Below are 23,454 nucleotides of genomic sequence, written 5' to 3' on the forward strand. Positions count from 1 at the left end.
TCAATAAACCTGACCGGAAATTGCCGCGTTCTTAAAAGGTGGGCAGCGCATCGGTCGGTAGGTTATTTCACCGTTAAAATGACAGGGACCACTTCTCTGTTGATCCATCGTCCGTCGATTCAAAACGATCAGGCTTAGGCAGCCGGGAGTAACACCCCTTCCTTGATGAGCTGAGCGAGCAGGCCTTCGTGCTCTTGCGGATCGATGCGGGGCGAATTGAGCACGGCGGCACGGTACGACTCCAGGGTCCGGGGTTGCGCGAACAGGTGTAAGGTGGTCCGGTAGGAGGCGTGGGGCATGGCGACAATGCCGCTCTCCAGAAAGAGGCAGACGGTGCGCCGGTAGGGAAGCGGGCCGCTCATGTTGGGGTGCAGTTGCCGGAGCAAGGGGAGCAGGTCGAGATAGTCCTGTTCGTGGGTGGTTATCCGGGTTTGATCGAGCACGAAACAGTCGTCACCATTTGAGCGGGGAGAGACAGGGTATGCGGCAACAGGCCCTATGCCCTGTTCGATTTTTTTACAACTGAAACCGATCAGATCAGCCATGAACGATGGGCACTGATGTGGGCCTGCCTGTAGCCGCCGTGCAAGTTCGTTGACGATCGCCTCCAGCGGCGGTTTGGCAAAAAAGCCAGCCACTGTTTCTGCGTCGAGCCAGAGCGTCAGCACCGCTTCCAATTCGCCGAGCCACCCGTCCTCGAAACAGGCGAGGAGAACATGCAACAGTTCGTGGCAGTGGCGCTCCAGCCGCTCCAGCACCAGGAGTAGGGCCTCGTGCCGGATGAGAAAGGGCTGGGGCAGATGAGCTGGAATCATCAGGCAGAGGTTGTCCACCGGAAAGGGATGCAAGCGCCCTTCGTCAACCTGTGTTTTCAGATCGAGAAAGCGGGCAAAATCACGGGGGCGGTCTTGATGCTCCTCCCAGTAGCGGCTGCCGACATCGGTGGAAAGGTGGTCGACACAGACATGAACCGGTAGTCCCTGGAGAAAGAGCCGGTGTTTGAACTGCAGGATCTCCCCGATTTCCCGTTCCAGTTCTCCAGCCGGCATCGCGGGGTGATAGCGGCTGAAAAAGACCTCGAGCCGCACCTGTCCGTTGAAGGCCTCCCTGATGGCGCGAAAGTTTTCCTCCATCTGCTGCAGGCTGTAGGATGCGCCCCGCTTGATGGCTGTTCTCCGGTTGTCGGCAACCACCTCTGGTGAAAACTCGAAAATCGGTGGCCGGGCTCCGCTGTTGAAAGCGCGCCGGTAGAGATCGAGAAATTCGGCGTCGAGCAGATGCCAGGCCCCGTAATGGAGGGTGAAGTGGCCCCGCAGTTCCTGGTCCTCGTTGATCGCCTGAAACAGGAATTTGACAAAGGCCGGATCGTTTTCGTAGCAGATGTAGAGAACTGTGGTGTGCGCCTTGAGTAGGTGGAGGTCAGCCATGATGGCCGCGATCGACCGGGTGACCGGCTTGCTGCGTCCGGAATGAAGACGAAAGGCATGGCGGCTGCCGCCGCAGTATTCGCAATCAAAAACACAGCCACGGCCCAGGAGCAGGGGAAAGCCGAGCTTGGTATTGATGGTGTCGAAGTAACGCTCGGCATCAACTAAGTAGGAACAATCGGCAAAGACCAGGCTGTCGAAAAGCGGCTGTTCCATCAGCCACAGGCCATCGCTTCGCCGGATTTCACCCTCATCCCGCCACACCAGGTTAGCGATGGTCTCCGGTGCCCTGCCTTGCAGTAAGTGGGCCACCGGTTCCTCGGGGTCACCGACCACCACATAATCCAACTCCCCGACAGTTGCCAGCAGAGACTCGGCAAAGTAGGAGGCGGTGAAGCCGCCGCAGAGGGTGACCACTGCCGGATCCCACTCCCGGACCATTGCCAGGGCCGCCAGTAGGCCGTGGGCGGTTTCCTGCCAATGACAGACGAAACCGACATGGGTGGGGTGCAGGGTTTGCAGGATCCTGAATAGCCGCTCTCGCACCTCAACCTCCGGGTAGAGCGCCGGATTGAAAATCCGCGCCTCCATACCCTGCTTTCCGAGCGCATCACAGAGGCCGAAGCTCCCCATGGGGATATAGAAAAAATAGGGGCTGGCGCAGTTGATGATCAGCAGTCGCGGCGGCTGGGGAGAATTCGCCACTTATGCACTCCTATCCTGCGCGGGAAAGGGCGGGATGCCATCATCCGGGCCGGCCGTCTGCCGGTCTTCGGCAATGTCGCTAAACTGGTCACGGAGCAGGTCTTGGAGGGCCACCGAGGCTTCCTCGATCTCGCCCTCGTGTCCCTTGTGCACGGCCCGGAAAAAACGGTCGCAGATCTTGCGCTGTTCCCGGTCCCAGTGGCTGGTCAACCCGCTTTTGCCGCCCGCAGGTTTCGGCAGGCCGAGCATCCGCTCGTAATCGCGGCGGCCGTGGGCCCAGTTGATCACATGTGAGTAGAAGAGCAAGCCCCGGTCGAGCAGGATGTAGAGCAATTGGATGTTGTTCACCGGCCCCACCCGCAGTTGCTCGCCGCCCATTTTCATCCCCAGCAGCCGGACACCGGAAAGCAGATCTTTGCCTTTGAGAGCGGTGGCCCCGGCGCCGATCAGACCGCCAACGGCCGAAAAGAGGCCAAACGAGGTGCCGATGGTGGCGGCGTCGATCCCCACCCCCAGGGCCGCACCGCCCAGCGCCCCGGCCAGGATGATCTGCCGGTCGCTGAGGCCGAGGAATTCCCAGGTCCGCTTGCTGAACAGATCCTCTGCCAGGATTGACTGCGGCGGCAGCTCCAGGTTGAAGATGTTATGCTTGAACAGTTGCCGGATGGCCTGTTGCGCCCGGCGCTCCCTTTCGGCAACATAATCGAGGTATTCCTGGTGCAGTTCCCTCCGTTTGCGGTCCTCCTCGTCGCGGCTGCACGGCACGGTCCTCCGGTAAGCGAGAACTTCTTGGAGCAGGCCGGCGAGGAGGGCGGCAGCACGTTGGTTGCGGACCTCCCACTCCTCCTGGAAGGCTTCAATCACGGTCCGGAGCACCGGCTCCAGCTGCTGATCAATGGCTTTGAGGCTTTCGAGCAGTTCGATCCGTTGCCGGTAATTGGCCCGGCAGGAGTTGAACAGGCGGATGGCGTTGAAATGTCTGCGGAATTCGTTCTGCCAGTGGGTCAGATACCCGACTTCCTCATCCTTGCAGTTAATTACCGCCATCCGGGGGGCGCCGCTCAGGCGAAGAATTTCCATCTCGGCCCGATCGACGTGACGCAGGGGCCGCGAACCGTCGACCACAAAGATCACCCCGGCCCCGGCCGCCACCGGCCCAAGCAGTTCACAGTCATCGCGAAAGGCAGGGTCGTCCCGGTGTGCCGCCAGAAAAGCCGCCAGCATGCCTTCCTCCGGTCCCTGATAGTCTTGCAGCCACTGCAGAGTCTGGCGCGGATTCTGGAAACCGGGCGTATCGATGAAACGGATGATCTCCCGGCCGTCGATACACACCGGAAAGGTCTGGCAGACCTGGGTTTCACCGGGAATGGGGCTGACTCGCACCGAATCGTCCTCGGCCAGGGTGGAGAGGACCGAGGACTTGCCTTCGTTGGGGTGGCCGATGATGGCAAATTCCGGAATGATTGTTTTCATGGCTGCACCAGAGGTTGGACCTCAAGCCAGGGATCACCCAGGGCTTGCATTTTCTGCCTCCAGATCTGCAACTGTTCCGGATCGACCGGCGTGAGTACCGTTTGGGCGGAGGGCTTGCCGATCAGGTAAATGGTGAGCGGAGTTCGTTCTCCGGCCAGCTGGCGCAACTGGCGCAGGAACAGTTCGGTTTCCTTGAGCGGCGGCTGCCAGGCCTCCTGGAGCAGGAGAATGCCGGCCAGTTTGCCTTGATCCGCCGCTGTCCCCAGGGGCGCTAGATTTTCCCCCTCGCCCGTACCGGGCACACCATACCGGAGACACTCAAATCGAGCCGGTTCGAACTGTGGGCGCACCAGGTCAATGAGGGTATTTTGCGGGCAATCCTCGTAGACTTCATCCGGGATCAGCAGGCAGAACAGGGCCCCCTCGGCGACTGTTGCCGGTACGAGCACGGATTGATCCGGGGTGGATTTCATCGCCCTTTCCGGTGCAGATGCGGAAGGCCGCACGACTTCCGATCGTGCGTTTCCCCTGACCCCGTTGGTGTCAACCCGGGGCGCGGTCATCCGTCGCAAGAGCGGCCGGATGCCCAGGGTAGCGAAATGCAATTGTTCCAGGGCTTGCCGCTGTTGCACCAGGCCCAGCACCAGCAGGAGGCAGCGGGGCAGGAGACCGTAAACCAGCACGGACAAACAAAGAAAAGGCCACCAGGCCACCAGGTCGCTCGTTGCCAGGTGGCTGACGCCTTCCTTCAGCACCATTTGGCTGCCCTGGATCTGTGCCAAGCTCGGATAAGCCGGCGATACGGCCCAGGACCAGGGCAGGGCGATCCATTGGACCAGGCCGGCGACGAGTTCGGCCGAGAGTTGCAGACTCGATTGCCAGGCAAAGGCAATATCGGAAAAGGCCACCTTGGCCAAGGTCGCGCTAATCACCCCGAGGTTGAAGCCGATGCTCCCCAGTTGCATCAGGATGAATGCCGGCCAGATGAGCAGGGCGGCCAGTTCCTGGCGCTGCCGCACACCGCCCAGGAGTGCCGCCAAGTCGAGCCGCTGGTGTCCGGTCATTTTGCGTTGCAGCCACCGGCGGATACCATCCAGCCCCCGCATCAGCAACCGGCCGATGAGGACGTAAACCACGGTGGATTCCATCGGGATCCGCCGCACCCGCCGGTAGCATAACAAGAGCGCCTGCAGGCCGAGCAGCACGAGTTGGACGGCCACGAACAGGCCGAAATAGACCGAGACGTTGAGCGGCGTTGTCCCCGAGTAGAGCAACAGGGAACCAGCCAGGCCGAGACCGGCAAAGAGGCCGCAGAAAAAAAACAGCCCCTGGCAGAGGAAGGCCAGTTCCCGCCACACGGTTCCGGGCAGCAGCAATCCCTCGCGCCCCCGCTCCCGCCGATACTGCAATTGCCGTATCGCCAGCCATTTCCGCACCAGGATGCGGGGCGGAATATCGTCGGCCTTGCCCAGTTTCGGCTCGATCTTGGCCAGATAGATGATCCGGTCGCGTTTGGCCAGGGCCGCCTCCCCGTCTTTGCGCTGCACCTCCTCGTCAAGCTGGGAAAAAAAGTGGAGATCGATCAGGTCAGCGATGGACCACAGATTTTTCACGGCTGGAACTCCGGGGATGAGGGCGCCGGTGAGGGGCGAAAGTGATTATGGGGTGGAAACATGCTGTCTTCTGCAAGGAGGATTGATCGGTGCCGGAAAGGCTGGTCGGATAGGTTTTGAACCGGATTATTCCCGTCGCCCCTCGAGGAAGCAGGTGGATTGCAGCCCCTTGCCCTTCATCTCCACCTCAAGCGGGCAGGAAAAAAGAAAGTCCGGATTCAGCCGCCTGCGGATCTCGGCGGAAACATTGATCTGCATGGGGCCGGAAAGGGCTTCCAGGCGAGCGGCGATGTTGACCGTGTCGCCGAAGATGTCGTACAAATATTTTTTTGAGCCGACGATACCGCCCACCAACGGGCCGGAATGCAGGCCGATCCGCACCTGCCATTGCTGGCCAAAGGTTCGGTTGCGGCGGCGAAGATAGGCGACCATCTCCAGGGCGGCGACGGCCGCGTCCCGGGTATGGTGCTCATTGGCTTCGGGAATGCCGCAGACAAAAAGGTAGGCATCGCCGATGGTTTTCATCCGTTCGCAGCGGTTGGTCTCGGCAATCCGGTCAAAAGCGGTGAACAGGGTGTTGAGTTCACCGATGAGCACCTCCGGGGCCAGAGTGGCGGCGGCCGAGGTGAACTGGACGATATCGACGAAACAGACGCTGACATCGGGAAAATACTGGGGCGTGCAACTGCCTTTCGCCATCAGTTCACGGGCGACACGAGCCGGCAGGACATTAAGCAGCAGTGCCTCGGATTTTTGTTTTTCGGCTTCGAGAAGGCGATTTTTCTCGCCCAATTGCCGCTGCAGACGGCAGAGCTTGAGATGGGTGTCAACCCGGGCCAGGACCTCTGCAGGATGAAAGGGCTTGATAATGTAATCAACGCCGCCGGCCGCAAAACCGCTGAGCTTGTCGGCGGTATTGTCGAGCGAGGAAATGAAGATAACCGGGATATCGCGGGTGGTTTCCTGCTCCTTCAACAACCGGCAGAGCTCCAGTCCGTCCATCTCCGGCATGAGGATATCGAGCAGGATCAGGTCCGGCCGTTCTTCCCCCACCAGGAGCAGGGCCTCCTTGCCGTGCAACGCAGTGCGAACCTCGTGGCCCTCCTTTTCCAGGAGGCGCTTGAGGACGCGCTGGTTGATCTGAGAATCCTCGACAACCAGGATTGAGGCGGCGGGCGGAGCGGCTATCACGGCACCAGGCATCAGAAGGGGCAGACGGTCTGGCGGGCCCGCTGTTGCAGGGCCATATCGATCAGTACCAGGGCGGCCATGGATTCGACGATCGGGATTGCCCGCGGCACCACGCAGGGGTCGTGCCGGCCCTTGGCTTGCAAGGAGACGTCTTCGCCGTCGAAGTCAACGGTCTCCTGGGCCATGCCGATGGTGGCCACCGGCTTGAAGGCCACCCGGAAGAGAACAGGTTCGCCGTTGCTGATCCCACCCTGAATGCCGCCGCTGTAATTGGTCCGGGTTCCCAGCCGTTCGCCTTTGCGTATAAAAGGATCGTTATGTTCGCTGCCGCGCATCCGGGTGCCGGCAAAACCGGAGCCGACGTCAAAGCCCTTGGTGGCGGGCAGGGAAAGCATGGCGTGCGCCAGCCGGGCCTCCAGCTTGTCGAAGACCGGTTCGCCCAGACCAATGGGCACATTGCGGCAGACACAGGTGAGGATGCCGCCGGTGCTGTCCTTGGCCTCCAGCACCTCCTTGATCCTGGCTTCCATGCGCGCAGCTGTCGCCGCGTCGGGGCAGCGGACGATATGGGCGTCAACCTCGGCCCTGCTGATCCGCAGGGCGTCGACCTCCGGCGCCTCAATGTCGCCAACCGCGCTCACCCAGGCGACTATCTCGATGCCGTAGGTCTGGCGTAGCCATTTTTCGGCAATAGCCCCAGCGGCCACCCGGCCGATGGTCTCGCGGGCACTGGACCGGCCACCGCCGCTTGAGGCGCGGATGCCGTACTTCATCTGATAGGTGAAATCGGCGTGGGAGGGGCGGGGGATTTGGCTCATCTCACCGTAATCCTGGGGCCGCTGATCCTTGTTGTTGACTAGGAGCATGATCGGCGTTCCCAGGGTACGGCCGAATTCTGTCCCGGAGTAGATGGTGACCTGATCAGCTTCCTGGCGCGGAGTGGAAAGGTCGCTTTGCCCCGGTCGCCGCCGGGACAATTGCGGCTGGATGTCCGCCTCGGTCAATTCCATCCCGGAAGGGCAACCGTCGACGATGGCGCCGACGCCCTTGCAGTGTGATTCCCCAAAAGTTGTTACCCTATACAGGGTTCCCAGCGTACTGGACATGGTGTACTCCTTTGTGCCTTTGCGTTTTGTGTCTTTTTAGGCGGGTCGGCGGTGGTTTTGTCGACTGTTCAAACTTTTTTTTGGGGCCCGGATGCAGGGCAACGAAATCCGGGGCATTCTGCCGCTGCCCCCCTTGGTTCCCGGATTACGCATGCGCTTCATCCGGGCTACTCGCTGTTGAAAATAGGGTGGCTTTTACGTGTTGAAAATTTATTTTTTAAAAACCACGCCATCCTCCTCCTAACACCCACCAAAAGCTAAAATATATAATAATTGCCCATCCAATATATTTAAGGATACCGAATCTTGAGTCAGCTAATTCATATATTGCAATCAGGCCGGATATGATACCCGGTATAAAGAAATACCATTGCAGTTTTATAGGATGGATTATTTTGCTAACAATAAAAAAACATACAAATATGATTGTAAATTTATGCTCTTTAATTATGTTGCCGTATCCTGGCACGTAGAACCTGACCTTATGTATTGCGTCTCCTGAAAAATCTGTTTCTATCTCTCTCCTGCAGCCAAAACATCTATATTTAGAAATCTTTCCTTTTTCCCCTTTTTAAAAATTCCTAATCATTCCATATTTTCCGCAGTTGTGACATGGAAAATCTGTGACAGCATTACTGTTTTTAGGTTCATTCATGTGTTGATCCAATGTCCTGCGCCAAGAGAGTTGTGTCGAATGGGTAAACGCCGGTATCGTTTGCCCCACCACCAACAAGAATTCCTTCCTTTTTTTCCCAACCTCCTGACGCAACCTCCACCTTCCGTCTCCCTGCGGGAGGGGCATTCTTTTCTTTGCGTGCCCAAAGAAAAGAATCAAAAGAAAGGGCAGCCGCGTCGCTGAGACGACCCCGTTCGCCGCGCTCCAAAACCGGCGGGGCAAAAACTCGCTGCGCTCAAACAGCTTGCCCCTTCATCCGGTTTCGGATCACGCCGCCCGGCTCAGCGCCGATGGCTCCCCCGTCCCCGGATTACCTGCAAGGCCGCAATTATTGTCTCGGCGGGATACACCTAAGCGGCTTTTTGTTCAACAATTTTAGGGTTGACGGTTACAGGCTCCCAAGAGACTTGCAAACTCTCACCCTGAAAACTTATTGAGATACCAATCAGCCGCCTTGTCGAGGCCGGAACGGACCGAGTATTCGGGTACATAGCCCAACAGCTGCGCCGCCTTGCCGATGTCAGCCAGCGAATGGCGAACGTCACCGGCGCGGAAATCACGATAGACCGGCGCAGCGCCGGCAGCGGCTGGAATCCGCTCGGCCACCCGCTCCTGGATGAGCCGGTACAGTTCATTGAGGCTGGTGCGTTCACCAAAGGCGACATTGTAGACCTGATCGGCGGCTGCGTCATCGGCGGTGGCCGCCATGATGTTGGCCTGGACGCAGTTGTCGATGAAACAGAAATCGCGGCTGGTCTCGCCGTCGCCGTTGATGAAGACCGGTTCGCCCTTGAGCAGACCGGCAAACCATTTGGGAATGACGGCGGCATAGGCCCCGTCCGGGTCCTGGCGCTGGCCGAAGATGTTGAAGTAGCGCAGGCCGATGGTTTTGCAGCCGTAGGCGCGGGCAAAGACGCTCGCGTAGAGTTCATTGACCAGTTTGGTCACCGCATAGGGCGAGAGCGGATTGCCGATCCGGTCTTCGACCTTGGGCAGGCCGGGATGGTCGCCGTAGGTCGAGCTGGAGGCGGCGTAGACCATCCGTCGCACCTTGGCATCCCGTGCCGCCACCAGCATGTTGAGAAAACCGCTGATGTTGTTTTCGTTGGTGGTGATTGGATCTTCGATCGAGCGCGGCACCGAGCCGAGTGCCGCCTGATGGAGGACATAGTCCGCACCAGTGCAGGCCTTACGGCAGGTTTCCAGGTCGCGGATATCACCTCGGATGAAACAGAATCGCTGCCAGGCATCCGCACCCACCCGGCCCTCGACCTCGTCGAGATTGTGCTGGTGGCCGGTGGAAAAATTATCGAGGCCCACCACCCGCTGCCCAAGATCGAGCAGGATTTCGAGCAGATTGGAGCCGATGAAGCCGGCCACGCCGGTCACCAGCCAGGTGGCGGGCTGTTGCCGGAGATGGCCCCGGCGCTCCTGATACGCGTTCATTTTGTTTATTCCCCTAGCCTGTGATTTGTTGTACCTTGTGCCGCATCGCACCGGTGTGTCCGGTTGGATAATAGCCTTGACCGCAGTCAGCGTCAATGGAGATAACATCGCGAGCCAACACCCCATCTTGCCATGCCGCTCATTCGGAAAATCATTCACGTTGACATGGACGCCTTTTTTGCCTCGGTCGAGCAGCGAGACCGGCCCGAACTGCAGGGGCTGCCGGTGATTGTCGGCGGCAATCCCCGGAGCCGGGGCGTGGTTGCGGCGTGCTCCTACGAGGCCCGCGCCTTCGGCATTCATTCGGCCATGCCCAGTAGTCAGGCCTATCAACTCTGTCCGCAGGCCGTTTTCCTCAAGCCCCGGATGGCACGCTACCAGGAGGTGTCACGGCAGATCATGGCCCTCTTCCACCGCTACACACACCTGGTGGAGCCGCTTTCCGTGGACGAGGCCTTTCTCGACGTCACCGACAATCTCCTTGATGAACCTTCGGCCACCCGGATAGCCCAAACCATCCGCACTGCCATCCAGGCTGTCACCGGTCTGACCGCCTCGGCTGGCGTTTCCTATAACAAATTTCTGGCCAAGATCGCCTCTGGCCACAACAAGCCCGACGGCCTCACCGTGATTCCACCGGACCGGGCCCCGGCCTTTATCGCTGCCCTGCCGATCGGCAAGTTTTACGGGGTCGGTCGGGTCACGAAAAAAAAGATGCTGCTCCAGGGGATAGGCACCGGCAGGGATCTCCTCCGGTTTTCCCGTGAGGAATTGGTCGCCCTGTTTGGCAAGAGCGGTCATTTTTTTTACGATATCTCTCGTGGCCAGGATCAACGTCCGGTGGAACCGGCCAGAGTGCGCAAATCCATCGGCTCGGAAACCACCCTCTCCACGGATATCCTCGATTTTGTTCGGGTGAGCACCGTTCTCATTGACCTGGCTCAACAGGTGGCTCGCATTTTGGCGCAAAAAAAGACCGGTGGCCGCACCCTGACCCTCAAGGTCCGCTACAGCGACTTCACCACCATCACCCGCTCCTGCACGCTGGCTCAGGGCTTTTTTGCAGCAAGCGACATCCTGGCCCAGTTGCCCCGGCTCCTCGCGGCCACCGAGGCCGGCCGGCGCAAGATCCGTCTACTCGGGGTCACGGTGGCCAATCTCTGCACCGAGCAGGAGGCCCGGTTCCTCTCCATGCGACAGCTCCCCCTGCCTTTCCCGCCGCCACGATCCAGGACAGCGCCGTGTTCTCCCGATGGCAAGGCAACAAAAGAGGCTATTTCGAAGGCTTCAAAGGCTGATCAAGGGTTCCCAGGCCTCAATCGATCAAACGATATGCACTTGGACGGCGCTTGAGCAACGCTCAGGTTCTCGCTCCGGTTCAGCTTGTCTCCCGCCAAACTCGTGAAACGAGACTCTCTGGCACACATTTTGGATTTTTCTCCGCTTCGGAGGAGGAACAGGGGCCGCGACCTTTGCAGCTTCATCATTGCGTGGCAATCAACGGTAGGCACCCCCTTGTAAAAAAGGAGTACACATGGATTTTCCAGGACGAGGAAGAGTGGTTCCCTTGGCTCAGGTCAAAGACATCTGCGCCCATTTCGGTTTGGTAGCGCTTTGGGAAAAAATTGAAAAGAATCCGCCCTGCCATCCATTCAGTTCCGATGGCTGTTCTTTGTGGTTCGATAAGTGGAAAGGATTCAACCTCTATCCAGCGTGTTTTAAGCATGATTTGAAATATTGGGCCGGATATCCCGGAGAGGAAATCGAGCGCTTGATTGCAGACGCCGAACTGATGATTGAAGTGGCGCAAATCATGGGATCGATTCACATGGCCGAAACAATGTTCGCCGGCGTGAGAGTTGGCGGCGGGGAATGGATGAAAGCCTCTTTTTCCTGGGGATTTGGACGGGCATGAAATTGAAGGATTTGCTCACCAATCATGTTGATTGGGAGGAAGGGATTGCTTGGTACGGGACACAAAAGAACAGCTCGGTGCACAGGTTGGCTACCGTTCCCTCCTTTTCCTCGAAGCCCGAAAAACTTACTCCTTTTGGAGATAAACCGTCGACGTCCTGATCAGGGCAAGGAATTCGGTAAAACTACGGGCCTGGAGAGTCTGCTCAATCATGGCCGGGTCCTGGTAAAGTAGAGAGAGTTCTGCCACCATGTTGCCGCGGATACCGGGATCGTTTTTCGGAGAAAGAATCAGGAAAACCACGTGGGCGCGCTGCTCGTCCATGAAAGACAGGCCAACCCCTGAAGTTGAGATGCCGGTGACTACATAGGGTTGGGTGATGTCGTCCACCCCGGCGGCCAGCAGCAGCACGTCATTAACAATGGCGGCGCAGGCCACATCCTCGGGGGCGCAATGCACTCGGGTGATGCTGTGCGGATCCAGCCTGCCCTTGAGTATACGACCGACGACGGCCGCCATCTCCTCGATCATTCCCTTCATAGAATCAGCTTCCAATGCAGGCAAAAAAAGCCCGGAACGGAAGGCGTCTTCCAGCCGCACCTTGCGCACCGGACGGAGAATCAACTGCATCATCGGCCCGCTCATCATCGAGGTCAAAATAGCCGTGATGACCAAGGCGACAAATAACTCTTGATGAATGATTCCCCGTTCCAAGGCGAGCAGGCCGAGGATGATCTCCATGGCCCCCCTGGAATTCAAGGCAAAGCCAACCGCCAAAGCTTCCCGGTGCCGCATCCCTCCCCATTTCGCGCCGACCATTCCGCCAAACAGCTTGCAGGCACAGGCAATGCCTAAGACGGTGAGTACTAAGGTGCCGTCGAAATGAGAAATGAAATTGACCTTCAAGCCGATGCTGGCAAAAAAGATCGGCGAAAAGACGCTGGAGACGAACTGGTCGAGGATATAGCGGCTGCGGCGGCGCAGGTTGGGCGAGTCGCCCACCGCCATGCCGATGAAAAAGGCGCCGAAGATGGCGTGGATGCCGATCCATTCGGTGAAAGCTGCCCCCAACAGGGTCAGGATGACAACAAAGCCGATCTCCCCGCCCGGCCACCAGGTATAGGCCTGGACATAGGGCAGAATCCGATGGATCAATTTGCGGCCGGCTGTGAACACAAAGAGTACGAAACTCAGGGCCAGAGTGACGGTCAGGGTGATACTGTTGCTAATATCAGCCACATTGTCGCTCAGCCCGAGGACCACGGCAAAGACGATCCAGCCGACCAGGTCGTTGAATATGGCGGCGCTGACCACCACCACGCCGAAGTCGCTGCGGAAGAGATTCACGTCGAGCAGAGTCTTGACAATCACCGGCAGTGCTGAGATCGACATAGCTACCGCCAGGAACAGAGCAAAAAGCAGGGGGTCGACCGCTGGCTGGGCGCCGAAAAAAGACGGCAGATTCCAGGCGGCGAAAAAACCGGCGGCAAAGGGAATGATGACGCTCGCCACTCCAACCTTCAGCCCGACCCAACCCTTTCGCCAGACATTGGAGAGGTCGACCTCGAGTCCGGCCACCATGAGAAACAGGGTCACCGCCAGACCGGTGATGGTAGTGAGAGCGAAGGCGCTGGGTCCTTCCTGGGGAAAAAGAAAGGCGTTTGCTTCCGGCGCGATCGTGCCGAAAACGGTGGGACCAAGCAGTATTCCGGCCAGCAACTCACCCAGTACTGCTGGCTGGCGGAGCCGATGCGCCAGCTCACCCAGCACCTTGGCAGCTCCAAGCAAGGTCGCCAGGGAGAGCAACAGCACGGCGATGTTATGTTGTTGGAGAGGTTCCATGGATAAGAGCGGGGTTAAAGGCGCACAGCGAGGACATCAAAACCTGACTTTATGTTATAACCTATTGAAGGTCAAAGAAATAATTGATGAGTGCTGGAGAGAACAGGCCACTGGTGCCGGTTTGTTTTTATCAGCGCTTCATTTGTGGAATCTTCAGATCAGGCGTTGGTTCTGCACAGTCTGGCAAACGCGCCGGGACTTGAGCCTGATCCCCGGAAGACCCGCCCCTGCCGGTAATCGACCAGCCAGTAGCCACCGGGATGGCAGCGGGCCGCCGTGAAGATGAAGGGCTGCTCATTGGAAAAACAAGGGTGCATATATAATCCCTTGACGTTTCTTTCGGGTAGGAGCAGTGACATGGCCTCATGCAGCGTCGGCAGCCGCCAGTCGTGCCAGCCGGCGAACCCCTGCTCGCGTAGCTGTTCGGTAGCGGATTTGATAGTGCGCAGCGAGGCAAGCTCCAAGCCGCCCAGTTGCCAGGTCAGACCGGTGTAAGCGTCGGTGACAGTGAGGCTGTCGCCGTTGTCGATCAGAAAGCTAGCAATACCGCCTTGGGGGCGGCGCTGGCTCTCAAAAAAATTCCAGGTTTTGATTTCGGCCTCCATCTGTGCCTCGTTCAGGCTTTGCGCCTCCGAGGGCAGGAGATATTGCCGGCCTGTAAAGGAGAATGTACCCAATAACGGCAGGCCATCGGTGCAAAGATCGGCCTCCCTGGTTTTGATCAGTAATTGCAGGTAGCCGACACCCTTATCCTCGACGAGGTGGATTTGTAGCCATTGTTTAAGGGGGGCATCAAGGGCATGCACTCGGCGCAGAATGGAGGTTGTCTCCGGGTTGGCGACACAGGCGCGCACTGTTTCGTCCGGGGCGTTGATTTGCGCCAAAACCCTCGCGTATTTGACTCCCTGCTCCATCAGCAGGAGTTTGGGCGTCTCTCCCCAGGTGTCGACATAGCAGTAAAGCACCCTCTGTTTGGTCGAGCACTGTTCTTCATGAAAGCCGGAACAGGTAAACATCCGGTAGGCCAAATCCGGGGTCATCTCCAGGTCGAAGGCCCGAACCGCGGTTTCGCTGATGTCTAGTTGCTCGAATAAATCCATGCTCTCTCTCGGAGGATTATGGTCCATAAGCCATTCGGGAAGGCATTGCTGAACCATTGAAGTCTACCGGGCAGGACGACTACTGGGAACGATATCACCTACGAGCCTTTTGCAAAAAGACGAGAACTATCGGTAGCCGAGAGGGGCGACTGCCGCACAATTTTCAGTTTAACAATCTGAAATAATTGAGCTTAATGGCATTTCACGGTAAAGTTTTGTATCCAGCAAAACAGAACCGAGGAGAATGCCATGAAGCTCACGGAAAAGATATCATGGTTGATGGGGCGTGTCCAAAGAAGTCTGTTCCCCCATCTGAACGAATGTTTGCCAGCGCCGCTTACCGAGCAGGAGAAGCGGTTGGTGTCGATCCTGGAAATCGTCCAGATAGAACGACATGTGCCCAGGATCGTCACCCGGTATCGGTATCCCGGCCGTAAGCCTCTTGACCGGCAGGCTTTGGCCCGAGCGTTCGTAGCCAAGGCGCTCTATCGTCATCCGACGACCAGCGACCTGCACCGCGCCCTGCAATCGGCAACCAACCTGCGAAGGATATGTGGATTCGGGGCTTCAGGTACTCTGCCGTCAGAGGCCACCTTTTCACGTGTCTTTGCTGCATTTGCTGCTGGCAGTCTGGGCAATGTGGTGCATGATGCGTTGGTGGTGGAATACCTGTCGCGTGAGCTTGTGGGCCACATAAGTCGGGATTCCACGGCGATTGTTGGCCGCGAGAAACCGGTGAAGAAGGTTGCCAAAGAGCCGAAGCCGCGCCGCAAAAGAGGCCGTCCCGCCAAGGGCGAACAACGTGAAGCGGACACTTTAATAAAGCGGATGGATCGCCAGGTGGACCAGACCGCAGAGGAGGCCATTGACGAACTACCGATTGTCTGTGACCGCGGGGCCAAGCAGAATGCCAAGGGGTACAAAACAGCATGGAACGGCTACAAGCTGCATCTGGATACCAATGATATCGGTCTTCCGATCAGCGCCCTTGTTACCTCTGCCTCTCTGCATGACAGCCAGGTAGCTATTCCGCTGATCAAACTGACCAGCCAAAAGGTAACCTACCTCTACGACCTGATGGATGCCGCTTACCACGCCCAGCGGATTGAAGAGACCAGCCGGGAGTTTGGGCATGTCCCGATTGTCGATAGAAATGGACGGGGCAAGGAGGTTGTACCCATGGCCCCTCACGAGGCAGAGCGCTACAAGATTCGATCGTGTGCGGAACGGGCGAACAGTCGGTTGAAAGAAGACTTCGGAGCCAGCAATGTCATGGTCAAAGGGCACAGCAAGGTAAAACTCCACCTGATGCTTGGTGTTGTCGTCCTGTTTGCCGATCAGTTGCTTCGACTGGCCGGATAGAATATCAAAGATCAGAAAATGAGGTTTGTACCCAACGGGGCAAATAGTTCATTTTGCAAGAGGCTCCTACAATAACAACTTTCGGTTTGCCACTTATTCGCCAGGTCGTTGAAAGAAGAAAAAAACAACAGCCTCAGATCTCGACCTGATTGCCGAGCTCAACCACCCGATCCGGTGGAACCTTGAAGAATGAGGTGGCGTTCCAGGCGTTGCGGGACATGAAAATAAAGAGGTGTTTGCGCCACCGGGCCATGGGGGCCGTTCCAGTGGGGAAGAGGGTTTCACGGCCAAGAAAAAAGGAGGTTGTGTAGATATCAATCATTAATCCGTTTTTCCCTAGCAATTCAATGAGTTTTGGCATATTGGGGCTTTCCATGAAACCATAATAAGCCTTGATCCGATAAAATCCCTGGCCCAAATCCTCGAAATGCACCCGCTCCTCGACAGGGACAGTCGGCGTCTCTGCCGAAAGCATGGACAGCATCAGCACTCGCTCATGCAAGGCTTCATTGTGTTTAAGATGATGCAATAACGTATGAGGAATGCCTTGAGGATTGATGGACATGAAGACAGCGGTGCCGGCAGTCCGTTGCGGACTGTATTTGGCAAGATCATTGAGAAAAATATCGGTCGGCATCCGCATGAGCTCGTAATGCTTGGCAAGCAAGGCGCGGCCGTCACGCCAGGTAATCATGGCGGTCAGGATTGCCGCGGCAATACAGATGGTGATCCAACCGCCGTCAACCACCTTCAGCATATTGGCAGCCAGAAAGGAACTGTCGAAAAAGAGAAAAAGAACAAACAGGGCCAGGCTCTGCCACAACGGCCAGTTCCATTTGATCCGTGTGACCTGAAAATACATGATCGAGGTAATGGTCATCGAGGCTGTCACCGCAAAGCCGTAGGCTGCGGCAAGACGCGAGGATTCTTTGAAAACCAGCACCAGGGTCAGGCAGGCGATCATCACCATCCAATTCACTGTCGGGATATAAATCTGGCCCTTGGCTTTATCAGAGGTATGGACGATGCGCATACGCGGGGTGAACCCCAACTGCACAGCCTGCTGGGTGAGGGAATAGACCCCGGAAATCATCGCCTGTGAGGCAATGATTGTTGAAAAGGTGGCGAGCACCACCAGGGGATAGAGTAATGATTTGGGCGCAAGGGCGAAGAAGGGATTGATGTCGGTGATGTCCGGATTCTGTAAAAGATAGGCTCCTTGTCCGAAATAATTGAGCAGCAGGCCAGGCAGAACCACGAAGTACCAGGTCAGTCGAATGGGTAGGCGCCCAAAGTGCCCCATGTCGGCATAGAGCGCTTCGCAGCCGGTAATACAGAGGACAACAGAAGCCAGGGCCACCGTGCCATGCAGGTGATTGGTGGCAAAATAGTTGATCATATAGTACGGGTTGAGGGCATTCAGGACCTCGGGTTGCTTGAGGATGGAGAGAAGCCCCAGGGTTCCCAAGGTGCCGAACCAGATAATCATGACCGGGCCGAAAACCTTGCCGATGACTGCCGTGCCGTGCCGTTGTACAAAAAATAAGGCAGTCAGAATTATGCAGGTCAGCGGGACTACAAAATTTGCGGCCGCGTCGGTGGCCATATTCAGCCCTTCAATGGCCGATAGAACCGAGATGGCCGGGGTTATCACGCCGTCGCCATAAAGCAGCGATGCACCTGAAGCGGTCAAGAGGGTCAGGATAGCCCAGCGTCTTTTATCGTTTTTCAGACGACTGCGCAGCATGGCCAGCAAGGAAAAGGTGCCGCCTTCCCCCTTGTTGTCGGCCCGGAGGACAAACAGAACATATTTAAGGCTGACCACGAAAATCAACGACCAGAAGACCATCGAGAGAATCCCCAGGATATTGGCCGGTGTGGTCGCCACTCCGTGGGTTCCGGAAAAACATTCCTTGATGGTGTACAGGGGGCTGGTGCCGATATCACCGTAAATAATTCCTAGGGCCGCCAGGGCTAAATGGGCAAAGGGGACATTGGGGTGGTGAGCGTGCGTGTCTGGCTGGGGTGGTGCGGATAGAGCGGTTGCGTCCACAAAGTTCTCCTGTTGACATGCCAAGGCATAAGCAGCCTCCTCTGGCGTAGACTACCGGAGGCTCCCATTGACGCAGGCGAGGTTAGCTGACGGGCTCAGGCTGAGAGATGCCTTACGCATATGCGATCCGCCCCGTAAATCTGGTTCCCCCGCTCCCGCTGCCGCAGGATTAAGCGTTGTGTGTACTGCGCTTTCTTCAACTTGTTAAAAACGTAATATTTACCCTCGTTGCATTGCCTTTTGCAATTGAATTCTTCCCAGGGATGATCGTCATAGTTCGTAAAGGGGAAGGGTGAAAGCCCCATCATACGATAGGCTACGGGGCGAAGAAAAGACGCGCTGAATCGTTTCCCGCTTCCCTGTCGTGCTTCGCCATTAATCCTTGACCAACGGGCTGGTCCAGGATTGACCGGAAATCGTCTCGCTGCATAAGTCCTCCAGTTGGGTGGCAATTTTCTCCAGACGTTTGTTGGTTTTCGGCGGCGGCATCTTCTTGAGTTCCTCCAGCAGAAGGGGGGATTGCAGCCGGGACAGTTCGATATGATCCTCAATCTGATCGATGGCCATGTGGATGGTCATGGTGATATAATCGTCGGCCTGGGGTGTCAATTGCTGAAACTTTGACTGGGCCCGGAAACGCTGGATCAAGAACTCACCGATGATAAACAGGCTGCGGCTCACCAGGCCGTTGTCGAAACCTGATGTCATAGGGAGGAAAGCAATAGTGTGGGCATACTGTTGCATCATCGGGCGGTTTCGAGTCCGCATGACCGTAACAATCAATTGGCACAGGAGCTTGATGAACGAGTTGGCAACTGTTCTATCCATGGCCTGCAATGCCCGGATGCAACTCGATTGCGCGTGGGGTTGTTCCGCTTCCAGCAGCGGTGTCGTTATTGATTGAACCACGGCATCACGAGCCATTAATTGAGCCATTATTGATTGAACCACCGTGTCACGGTCTGTATCCATGGCATCACACAGCAGGTCATGAAGGACAAGATGAGGTCGGTCGGAACCTTTATGAAGCATGGCCTCATTCCAGTTGCGCCAGAGTTCCGGATTCTTTTTCATGTTTTCGATAAGAAAGACCAACCGCCGGGTAATGGATTTGCGCGGCGTCGGCTTCCAGGACAGCTCGCGGCGGGTCCGAGAACTGTCCGCGACAAGTTGTTGATCAATATATCGCAGCATCCACAACTGCTCGAAGGACTCCTTGCTCTGCAAATGACACAGGGCCAGCCGTGCCATGATCATGGGGGTGAGCAGCCATCTGGGGGCAAAAAAAGGTTTGACGGTCTTGTTGTAATAAAACTGGGTCGCGATGCTAAACAGCTCCAGGTGAGACACCGTGCCATCCGGTCCTGCATTGAAGGTGCAGAGCCGCTCCAGGGTGTCACTTTTTTCGATGACCCGCAGGAAGAATTGTGCCAGATCCTGGACATGGATATAGGGAATAGCCGATAGGCCGCGGCCGGCAAGGATATGCGACTCGAGAAATTTTCCGGAACACCAGTTGTTGAGCATGGTGTAAAGTGGCGGATATTCGCACCAGTCGCTGAACACCGCCGCGATTCGGATGATGGCACCGGGAACCCATGGTGCGTATTCCTGGACCAACTCCTCGCCTGCTCGTTTGCTCCGCGCATAGGGAATGTCGGCATCGGGCGGGGTCTCCTCGGTCACCACCGCGCCAAACGGGCAGGCCGCCTGCGAACTGGCAAAGACAAACCGTTTTGCACCCAGCTCTTTCGCCAAATCGAGCATGTTTTTTGTCCCCCACACATTGGTGCGGACATATTCGGCATGTTCCTGGTTGGTAAAATCGTAGTATCCAGCCAGGTTGACCACATAATCAACCCCACCGTAATCCCGTAACCGTTGCGCAAATCCCAGCACTTTGTCCCGGTCGGCGATATCCACCTGGATCCAGCGCAGATTGGCTTCCGGCTGCACTCCGGCCTCCTCCATGGAACGCCGGGCAACGCAGAACAAACGATACCTGCCGGCTGCAGCCTTAATGAAATTACGCCCGACAAAGCCAGAGGCGCCGGTCAGTATCAATCCTGGTAACGCATTGTCCATTGAACTCCCTCCGAGAATGCTTGCGGCTCTCTAACCGGCCATGCTTCTGGCAAATATGCATGCCTGTTATGGTTAGTGGAACAAAAGCAATCTGTCAAGAATGAGAACGCCGCTGTTCAGACTCCTGGCGGCAGAACTGCGGATTGTGGTGTTTTTTTTCGTGGCTTGGTGTAGTACAGGGGACATGCATTCCACCTCTCCTTCCCGACCGAAAAGCCGCAGCACCTCGATGAACGCAACGGGACAAGCGCGTCTGGTGGTCGTGGGGGGCGGCGCCGCCGGCCTGATGGCCGCCGGTCAGGCTGCACTTCTTGGGGCGGATGTGGTTGTCCTGGAAAAAATGCAGCGGCCGGGCCGCAAACTCTGCATCACCGGCAAGGGCCGCTGCAACCTGACCAACGTCGCCCCCCTGGCCGAATTTCTTGGCCATTTCGGCCCGACCGGCCCCTTTCTCCGCCAGGCCTTTCATCGCTTTTTCACCCCGGAACTCCTCGAGTTTTTCCAGGAACTGAGACTTCCCGTGGTCACTGAACGCGGTGGCCGCGTCTTTCCCACCTCGGGCAAGGCCCCGGAGGTGCTGGCAGTGTTTGAGCAGTGGCTGGCGCGCTGCGGGGTGACCATCCGCACCGGAGCGACGGTTGATCGTCTGCACATCGAGAACGGTGTGCTCACCGGAGTTTCTTGCGCCGGCGCCACCATCACCTGCTACGCGCTCATCCTGGCCGCTGGCGGAGCCTCCTATCCACTCACCGGCTCCACCGGCGACGGGTACTGGATGGCCGAGCAGGCGGGCCATCGGATTGTCCCGATCCGCCCGGCCTTGGTGCCCCTGATCACCGGGGGCAGCTTTGCGGCCCGGATGGAAGGCCTGCAACTGCGCAACATCCTGGCGCGGCTGTTCGTTGACGGCAAGAAACGGGCAGAAGCATTTGGCGAGCTGGCCTTCATGGAGTTCGGTCTGAGCGGCCCAGTGATCCTGACCCTCAGCGGCCGGATCGTCGATGCCCTGCACGAGGGCCGGGAGGTCGAGCTGCTGCTGGATCTTAAGTCCGCCCTGGATGAGAAAAAACTTGATGCCCGTCTGCTGCGCGATCTTGAACAACGCCGACTCGAGCCTCTTGCCGATGTCCTGCGCGGCCTGCTGCCCAAGGAGATGGTGGCCGTTGCTTTAGAAGAGATCGACCTGCCCGCTGAACGTCTTGCCGGAACCATCCGCGCCGAAGAACGCAAGCGCTTGCGCCACTGGCTGAAGAATTTCCGTCTGCGGATCACCGGCCACCGCCCACTGGCCGAGGCCATCGTCACCGCCGGCGGCGTCGACACCCGCGAGGTCGATCCCCGCACCATGGAATCACGGCTGGTGCGTGGCCTCTATTTTGCCGGCGAGGTGCTCGACATCCAGGCGGACACCGGCGGCTATAACCTCCAGGCCGCCTTTTCCACCGGCTGGCTGGCTGGATGTGCGGCGGCAGCCCGCCTCACCTCTCGCGCCGAGGAGTAAGATGTTTCTCCCCGCCACTCAAGAAGAAATGGCCCAATTGGGTTGGGATGCGCTTGACGTCATTCTGGTCACCGGCGACGCCTACATCGACTCGCCCTTTATTGGCGTGGCGGTGATCGGCAAGATCCTGGCCCAGCACGGTTTCCGGGTCGGCATCATTGCTCAGCCCGATCTCCTGTCGGAGCGCGACATCACCCGCCTCGGCGAGCCCGCACTTTTCTGGGGCATCACCGGAGGCTCGATCGATTCCATGGTCGCCAATCGCACCGCTTCAAACCGCAAGCGCAAAACCGACGATTATACCCCCGGCGGCCTCAACACCCGCCGTCCGGACCGGGCGGTGATCGCCTACGCCAACCTGATCCGTCAGCATTTCAAAGGGACCGTGCCCCTGGTGCTGGGGGGCATTGAGGCCAGCCTGCGCCGTATCGCCCACTACGACGCCTGGGATAACAGGATCCGCCGTTCGATCCTCTTTGATGCCAAGGCCGACTACCTGCTCTACGGCATGGCGGACCGGAGCGTGGTCCAACTGGCCCAGGCCTTGACGGCCGGACAATCGCCGCTCTCGATTCGCGGCCTCTGTTATGCAGCCGCTGCCCCGCCGGAAGGAGCCCTGATGCTGCCCACCTACCAGACGACTGCGGCCAATAAAAAGGCCTTCATCTCGATGTTCCGGACCTTTTACGACAACAACGATCCGGTCTCGGCCCAAACCTTGGTCCAACAGCAGGACAGCCGTTTTCTTGTCCACAACCCGCCGCAGCCACCGCTGTCCACCGAGGAACTCGATGCGATCCACAGCCTGGAGTTCGAGCGCGATCTCCATCCCCGGGACCGGCAGGCAGGCCGGGTTGCAGCCCTTGACACCATCCGTTTTGCCCTGACCACCCACCGGGGTTGTTACGGCGAGTGTCATTTCTGCGCCATCGCCGTGCACCAGGGGCGAACTATCCAGAATCGCAGCGTCGATTCGATCGTGCGGGAGGCCAAAGTGCTTGCCGCCCACCCGGCCTTCAAAGGCACCATCGCCGACGTCGGCGGCCCGACCGCGAATATGTACGGGTTTGAGTGCACTAAGAAACTCACCAAGGGCGCTTGCCGGGACAAGCGCTGCCTGTTTCCCTCGGTCTGCCCCAGTCTCAAGGTCGACCACGGGCCGCTCATGGCTCTGCTGCAACGGCTGCGCGCCATCAATACCATCAAGAAAATTGTCGTGGCCTCGGGCCTTCGCTACGATATGATTCTCGCTGATCGCAAAAACGGTCTCAACTACCTGCGCGAGGTTGTTCGCCATCATGTCTCCGGACAGATGAAGATCGCGCCGGAACACAGCAATGCAGGGGTGTTGGCGGCCATGGGCAAACCGAGCGCAGACGGCCTCGTCCAATTTCGCCAGTTGTTCAACCGCCTGACCAAGGAAGAGGGCCTGGAGCAATTCCTCACCTATTACCTGATTGCCGCCCATCCGGGCTGCACCCAGGCGGCCATGGAAGAATTGCGCTCTTTCTGCCAAAAGGAGCTGCATCTCCTGCCCCGGCAGGTGCAACTGTTCACCCCCACTCCCTGCACCTGGTCCACCCTGATGTACTGGACCGAGACCGACCCCTTCACCAACACACCCTGTTTCGTCGAAAAAAGCGAAGCGGGCAGGGAGCGGCAGAAGGCGGCGATAGTCGGCGATGCCGGCCGGCCAAATAACGGCCCAAGGGCCAACCGTTTCGCCGCTCCCAAGAAAAGAAATAAATGATTTCCCCGCCTCCCTGTTTCGAGAAAACAGCGGGCTGCTCCGCCATTACTCTCAAGGTTGGTGTCCTCCCGGAAAAGAGTTCTCTGGCCGCCCCTTCCGGCAGATACTCCATGCAATCTTCAGCGTTTTATCGTATATAACCCGACACAACCGGCTGTTTACCCGCTCTGGATTCTCAGCCCGATCTCTGTTCTTTTCCGCGAAACACA

Annotated in this window: 15 protein-coding genes and 1 riboswitch; of the genes, 5 read left to right on the forward strand and 10 right to left on the reverse strand. The window is 57.9% G+C overall.

The genetic code is table 11. The features are described 5' to 3' along the window. Positions 1-134 precede the first annotated feature (134 nt). From ACHZCX_RS15175 to ACHZCX_RS15200, 6 genes are all read right to left on the reverse strand, one after another. A complete protein-coding gene (locus ACHZCX_RS15175; RefSeq protein ID WP_319588045.1) occupies positions 135-2,132 on the reverse strand; it encodes a hypothetical protein in 1,998 nt (665 codons plus the stop codon). Further along, positions 2,133-3,605, reverse strand: coding sequence for a GTPase/DUF3482 domain-containing protein (locus ACHZCX_RS15180; protein WP_319588046.1), 1,473 nt, complete (start codon positions 3,603-3,605; stop codon positions 2,133-2,135). Beyond that, complete coding sequence (locus ACHZCX_RS15185) at positions 3,602-5,218, reverse strand: DUF2868 domain-containing protein (RefSeq protein ID WP_319588047.1); 1,617 nt, start codon at positions 5,216-5,218, stop codon at positions 3,602-3,604. Before ACHZCX_RS15185 ends, ACHZCX_RS15180 begins: the two co-directional genes overlap by 4 nt. Before the next feature lie 126 nt (positions 5,219-5,344). Next, positions 5,345-6,421, reverse strand: a complete 1,077-nt coding sequence (locus tag ACHZCX_RS15190; protein ID WP_319588048.1) for an adenylate/guanylate cyclase domain-containing protein — start codon at positions 6,419-6,421, stop codon at positions 5,345-5,347. After that, positions 6,421-7,515, reverse strand: coding sequence for a chorismate synthase (aroC, locus tag ACHZCX_RS15195; protein ID WP_319588049.1), 1,095 nt, complete (start codon positions 7,513-7,515; stop codon positions 6,421-6,423). Before aroC ends, ACHZCX_RS15190 begins: the two co-directional genes overlap by 1 nt. A gap of 1,093 nt (positions 7,516-8,608) precedes the next feature. Continuing rightward, positions 8,609-9,637: an SDR family oxidoreductase gene (locus ACHZCX_RS15200; protein ID WP_319588050.1), complete on the reverse strand. Its 1,029-nt coding sequence runs from the start codon at positions 9,635-9,637 to the stop codon at positions 8,609-8,611. A 132-nt stretch (positions 9,638-9,769) separates the two neighbouring features. On the opposite strand from ACHZCX_RS15200, the gene dinB reads away from it, so the two are divergent. Both dinB and ACHZCX_RS15210 read left to right on the forward strand, forming a co-directional pair. Beyond that, positions 9,770-10,990, forward strand: a complete 1,221-nt coding sequence (dinB, locus tag ACHZCX_RS15205; RefSeq protein WP_319588051.1) for a DNA polymerase IV — start codon at positions 9,770-9,772, stop codon at positions 10,988-10,990. 181 nt (positions 10,991-11,171) lie between these two features. Then, entirely contained in the window at positions 11,172-11,552 is a 381-nt protein-coding gene (locus ACHZCX_RS15210; RefSeq protein WP_319588052.1) for a hypothetical protein, read from the forward strand. A 126-nt stretch (positions 11,553-11,678) separates the two neighbouring features. On the opposite strand, the gene ACHZCX_RS15215 is transcribed toward ACHZCX_RS15210, so the two are convergent. Both ACHZCX_RS15215 and ACHZCX_RS15220 read right to left on the reverse strand, forming a co-directional pair. Continuing rightward, on the reverse strand, positions 11,679-13,394 hold the full coding sequence (locus ACHZCX_RS15215) for a cation:proton antiporter (RefSeq protein ID WP_319588053.1): 1,716 nt from the start codon (positions 13,392-13,394) through the stop codon (positions 11,679-11,681). A 158-nt stretch (positions 13,395-13,552) separates the two neighbouring features. Continuing rightward, a complete protein-coding gene (locus ACHZCX_RS15220; protein WP_319588054.1) occupies positions 13,553-14,494 on the reverse strand; it encodes a DUF1566 domain-containing protein in 942 nt (313 codons plus the stop codon). Positions 14,495-14,773: 279 nt separating this feature from the next. Here ACHZCX_RS15220 and ACHZCX_RS15225 point away from each other — a divergent pair, with 279 nt between their 5' ends. Next, the gene (locus tag ACHZCX_RS15225; RefSeq protein ID WP_394708828.1) at positions 14,774-15,856 is read left to right on the forward strand and encodes a transposase; all 1,083 of its coding nucleotides are present in this window, start codon (positions 14,774-14,776) and stop codon (positions 15,854-15,856) included. A gap of 133 nt (positions 15,857-15,989) precedes the next feature. On the opposite strand, the gene ACHZCX_RS15230 is transcribed toward ACHZCX_RS15225, so the two are convergent. Both ACHZCX_RS15230 and ACHZCX_RS15235 read right to left on the reverse strand, forming a co-directional pair. Next, the gene (locus tag ACHZCX_RS15230) at positions 15,990-17,909 is read right to left on the reverse strand and encodes a potassium transporter Kup (RefSeq protein WP_319588055.1); all 1,920 of its coding nucleotides are present in this window, start codon (positions 17,907-17,909) and stop codon (positions 15,990-15,992) included. Positions 17,910-17,965: 56 nt separating this feature from the next. After that, a riboswitch (cyclic di-AMP (ydaO/yuaA leader) is annotated at positions 17,966-18,095 on the reverse strand. Between the two features lie 189 nt (positions 18,096-18,284). Continuing rightward, positions 18,285-19,994, reverse strand: a complete 1,710-nt coding sequence (locus ACHZCX_RS15235; protein ID WP_319588056.1) for an NAD(P)-dependent oxidoreductase — start codon at positions 19,992-19,994, stop codon at positions 18,285-18,287. Positions 19,995-20,223: 229 nt separating this feature from the next. On the opposite strand from ACHZCX_RS15235, the gene ACHZCX_RS15240 reads away from it, so the two are divergent. Both ACHZCX_RS15240 and ACHZCX_RS15245 read left to right on the forward strand, forming a co-directional pair. After that, positions 20,224-21,495, forward strand: coding sequence for an NAD(P)/FAD-dependent oxidoreductase (locus ACHZCX_RS15240; RefSeq protein ID WP_319588057.1), 1,272 nt, complete (start codon positions 20,224-20,226; stop codon positions 21,493-21,495). 1 nt (position 21,496) lies between these two features. Then, positions 21,497-23,245 (forward strand): YgiQ family radical SAM protein, encoded by a 1,749-nt coding sequence (locus tag ACHZCX_RS15245; protein WP_319588058.1) that lies wholly within the window; start codon positions 21,497-21,499, stop codon positions 23,243-23,245. The last annotated feature ends 209 nt before the right edge of the window (positions 23,246-23,454 follow it).

The sequence above is a fragment of the uncultured Desulfobulbus sp. genome, from assembly GCF_963662935.2.
Lineage (GTDB): Bacteria > Desulfobacterota > Desulfobulbia > Desulfobulbales > Desulfobulbaceae > Desulfobulbus.

Coding starts and splice junctions, on each gene's coding strand:
- ACHZCX_RS15180 (WP_319588046.1), bottom strand. CDS start 3,605: ATGAAAACAATCATTCCGGAATTTGCCATCATCGGCCACCCCAACGAA.
- ACHZCX_RS15190 (WP_319588048.1), bottom strand. CDS start 6,421: ATGCCTGGTGCCGTGATAGCCGCTCCGCCCGCCGCCTCAATCCTGGTT.
- aroC (WP_319588049.1), bottom strand. CDS start 7,515: ATGTCCAGTACGCTGGGAACCCTGTATAGGGTAACAACTTTTGGGGAA.
- ACHZCX_RS15200 (WP_319588050.1), bottom strand. CDS start 9,637: ATGAACGCGTATCAGGAGCGCCGGGGCCATCTCCGGCAACAGCCCGCC.
- dinB (WP_319588051.1), top strand. CDS start 9,770: ATGCCGCTCATTCGGAAAATCATTCACGTTGACATGGACGCCTTTTTT.
- ACHZCX_RS15210 (WP_319588052.1), top strand. CDS start 11,172: ATGGATTTTCCAGGACGAGGAAGAGTGGTTCCCTTGGCTCAGGTCAAA.
- ACHZCX_RS15215 (WP_319588053.1), bottom strand. CDS start 13,394: ATGGAACCTCTCCAACAACATAACATCGCCGTGCTGTTGCTCTCCCTG.
- ACHZCX_RS15220 (WP_319588054.1), bottom strand. CDS start 14,494: ATGGATTTATTCGAGCAACTAGACATCAGCGAAACCGCGGTTCGGGCC.
- ACHZCX_RS15225 (WP_394708828.1), top strand. CDS start 14,774: ATGGGGCGTGTCCAAAGAAGTCTGTTCCCCCATCTGAACGAATGTTTG.
- ACHZCX_RS15235 (WP_319588056.1), bottom strand. CDS start 19,994: ATGGACAATGCGTTACCAGGATTGATACTGACCGGCGCCTCTGGCTTT.
- ACHZCX_RS15240 (WP_319588057.1), top strand. CDS start 20,224: ATGAACGCAACGGGACAAGCGCGTCTGGTGGTCGTGGGGGGCGGCGCC.
- ACHZCX_RS15245 (WP_319588058.1), top strand. CDS start 21,497: ATGTTTCTCCCCGCCACTCAAGAAGAAATGGCCCAATTGGGTTGGGAT.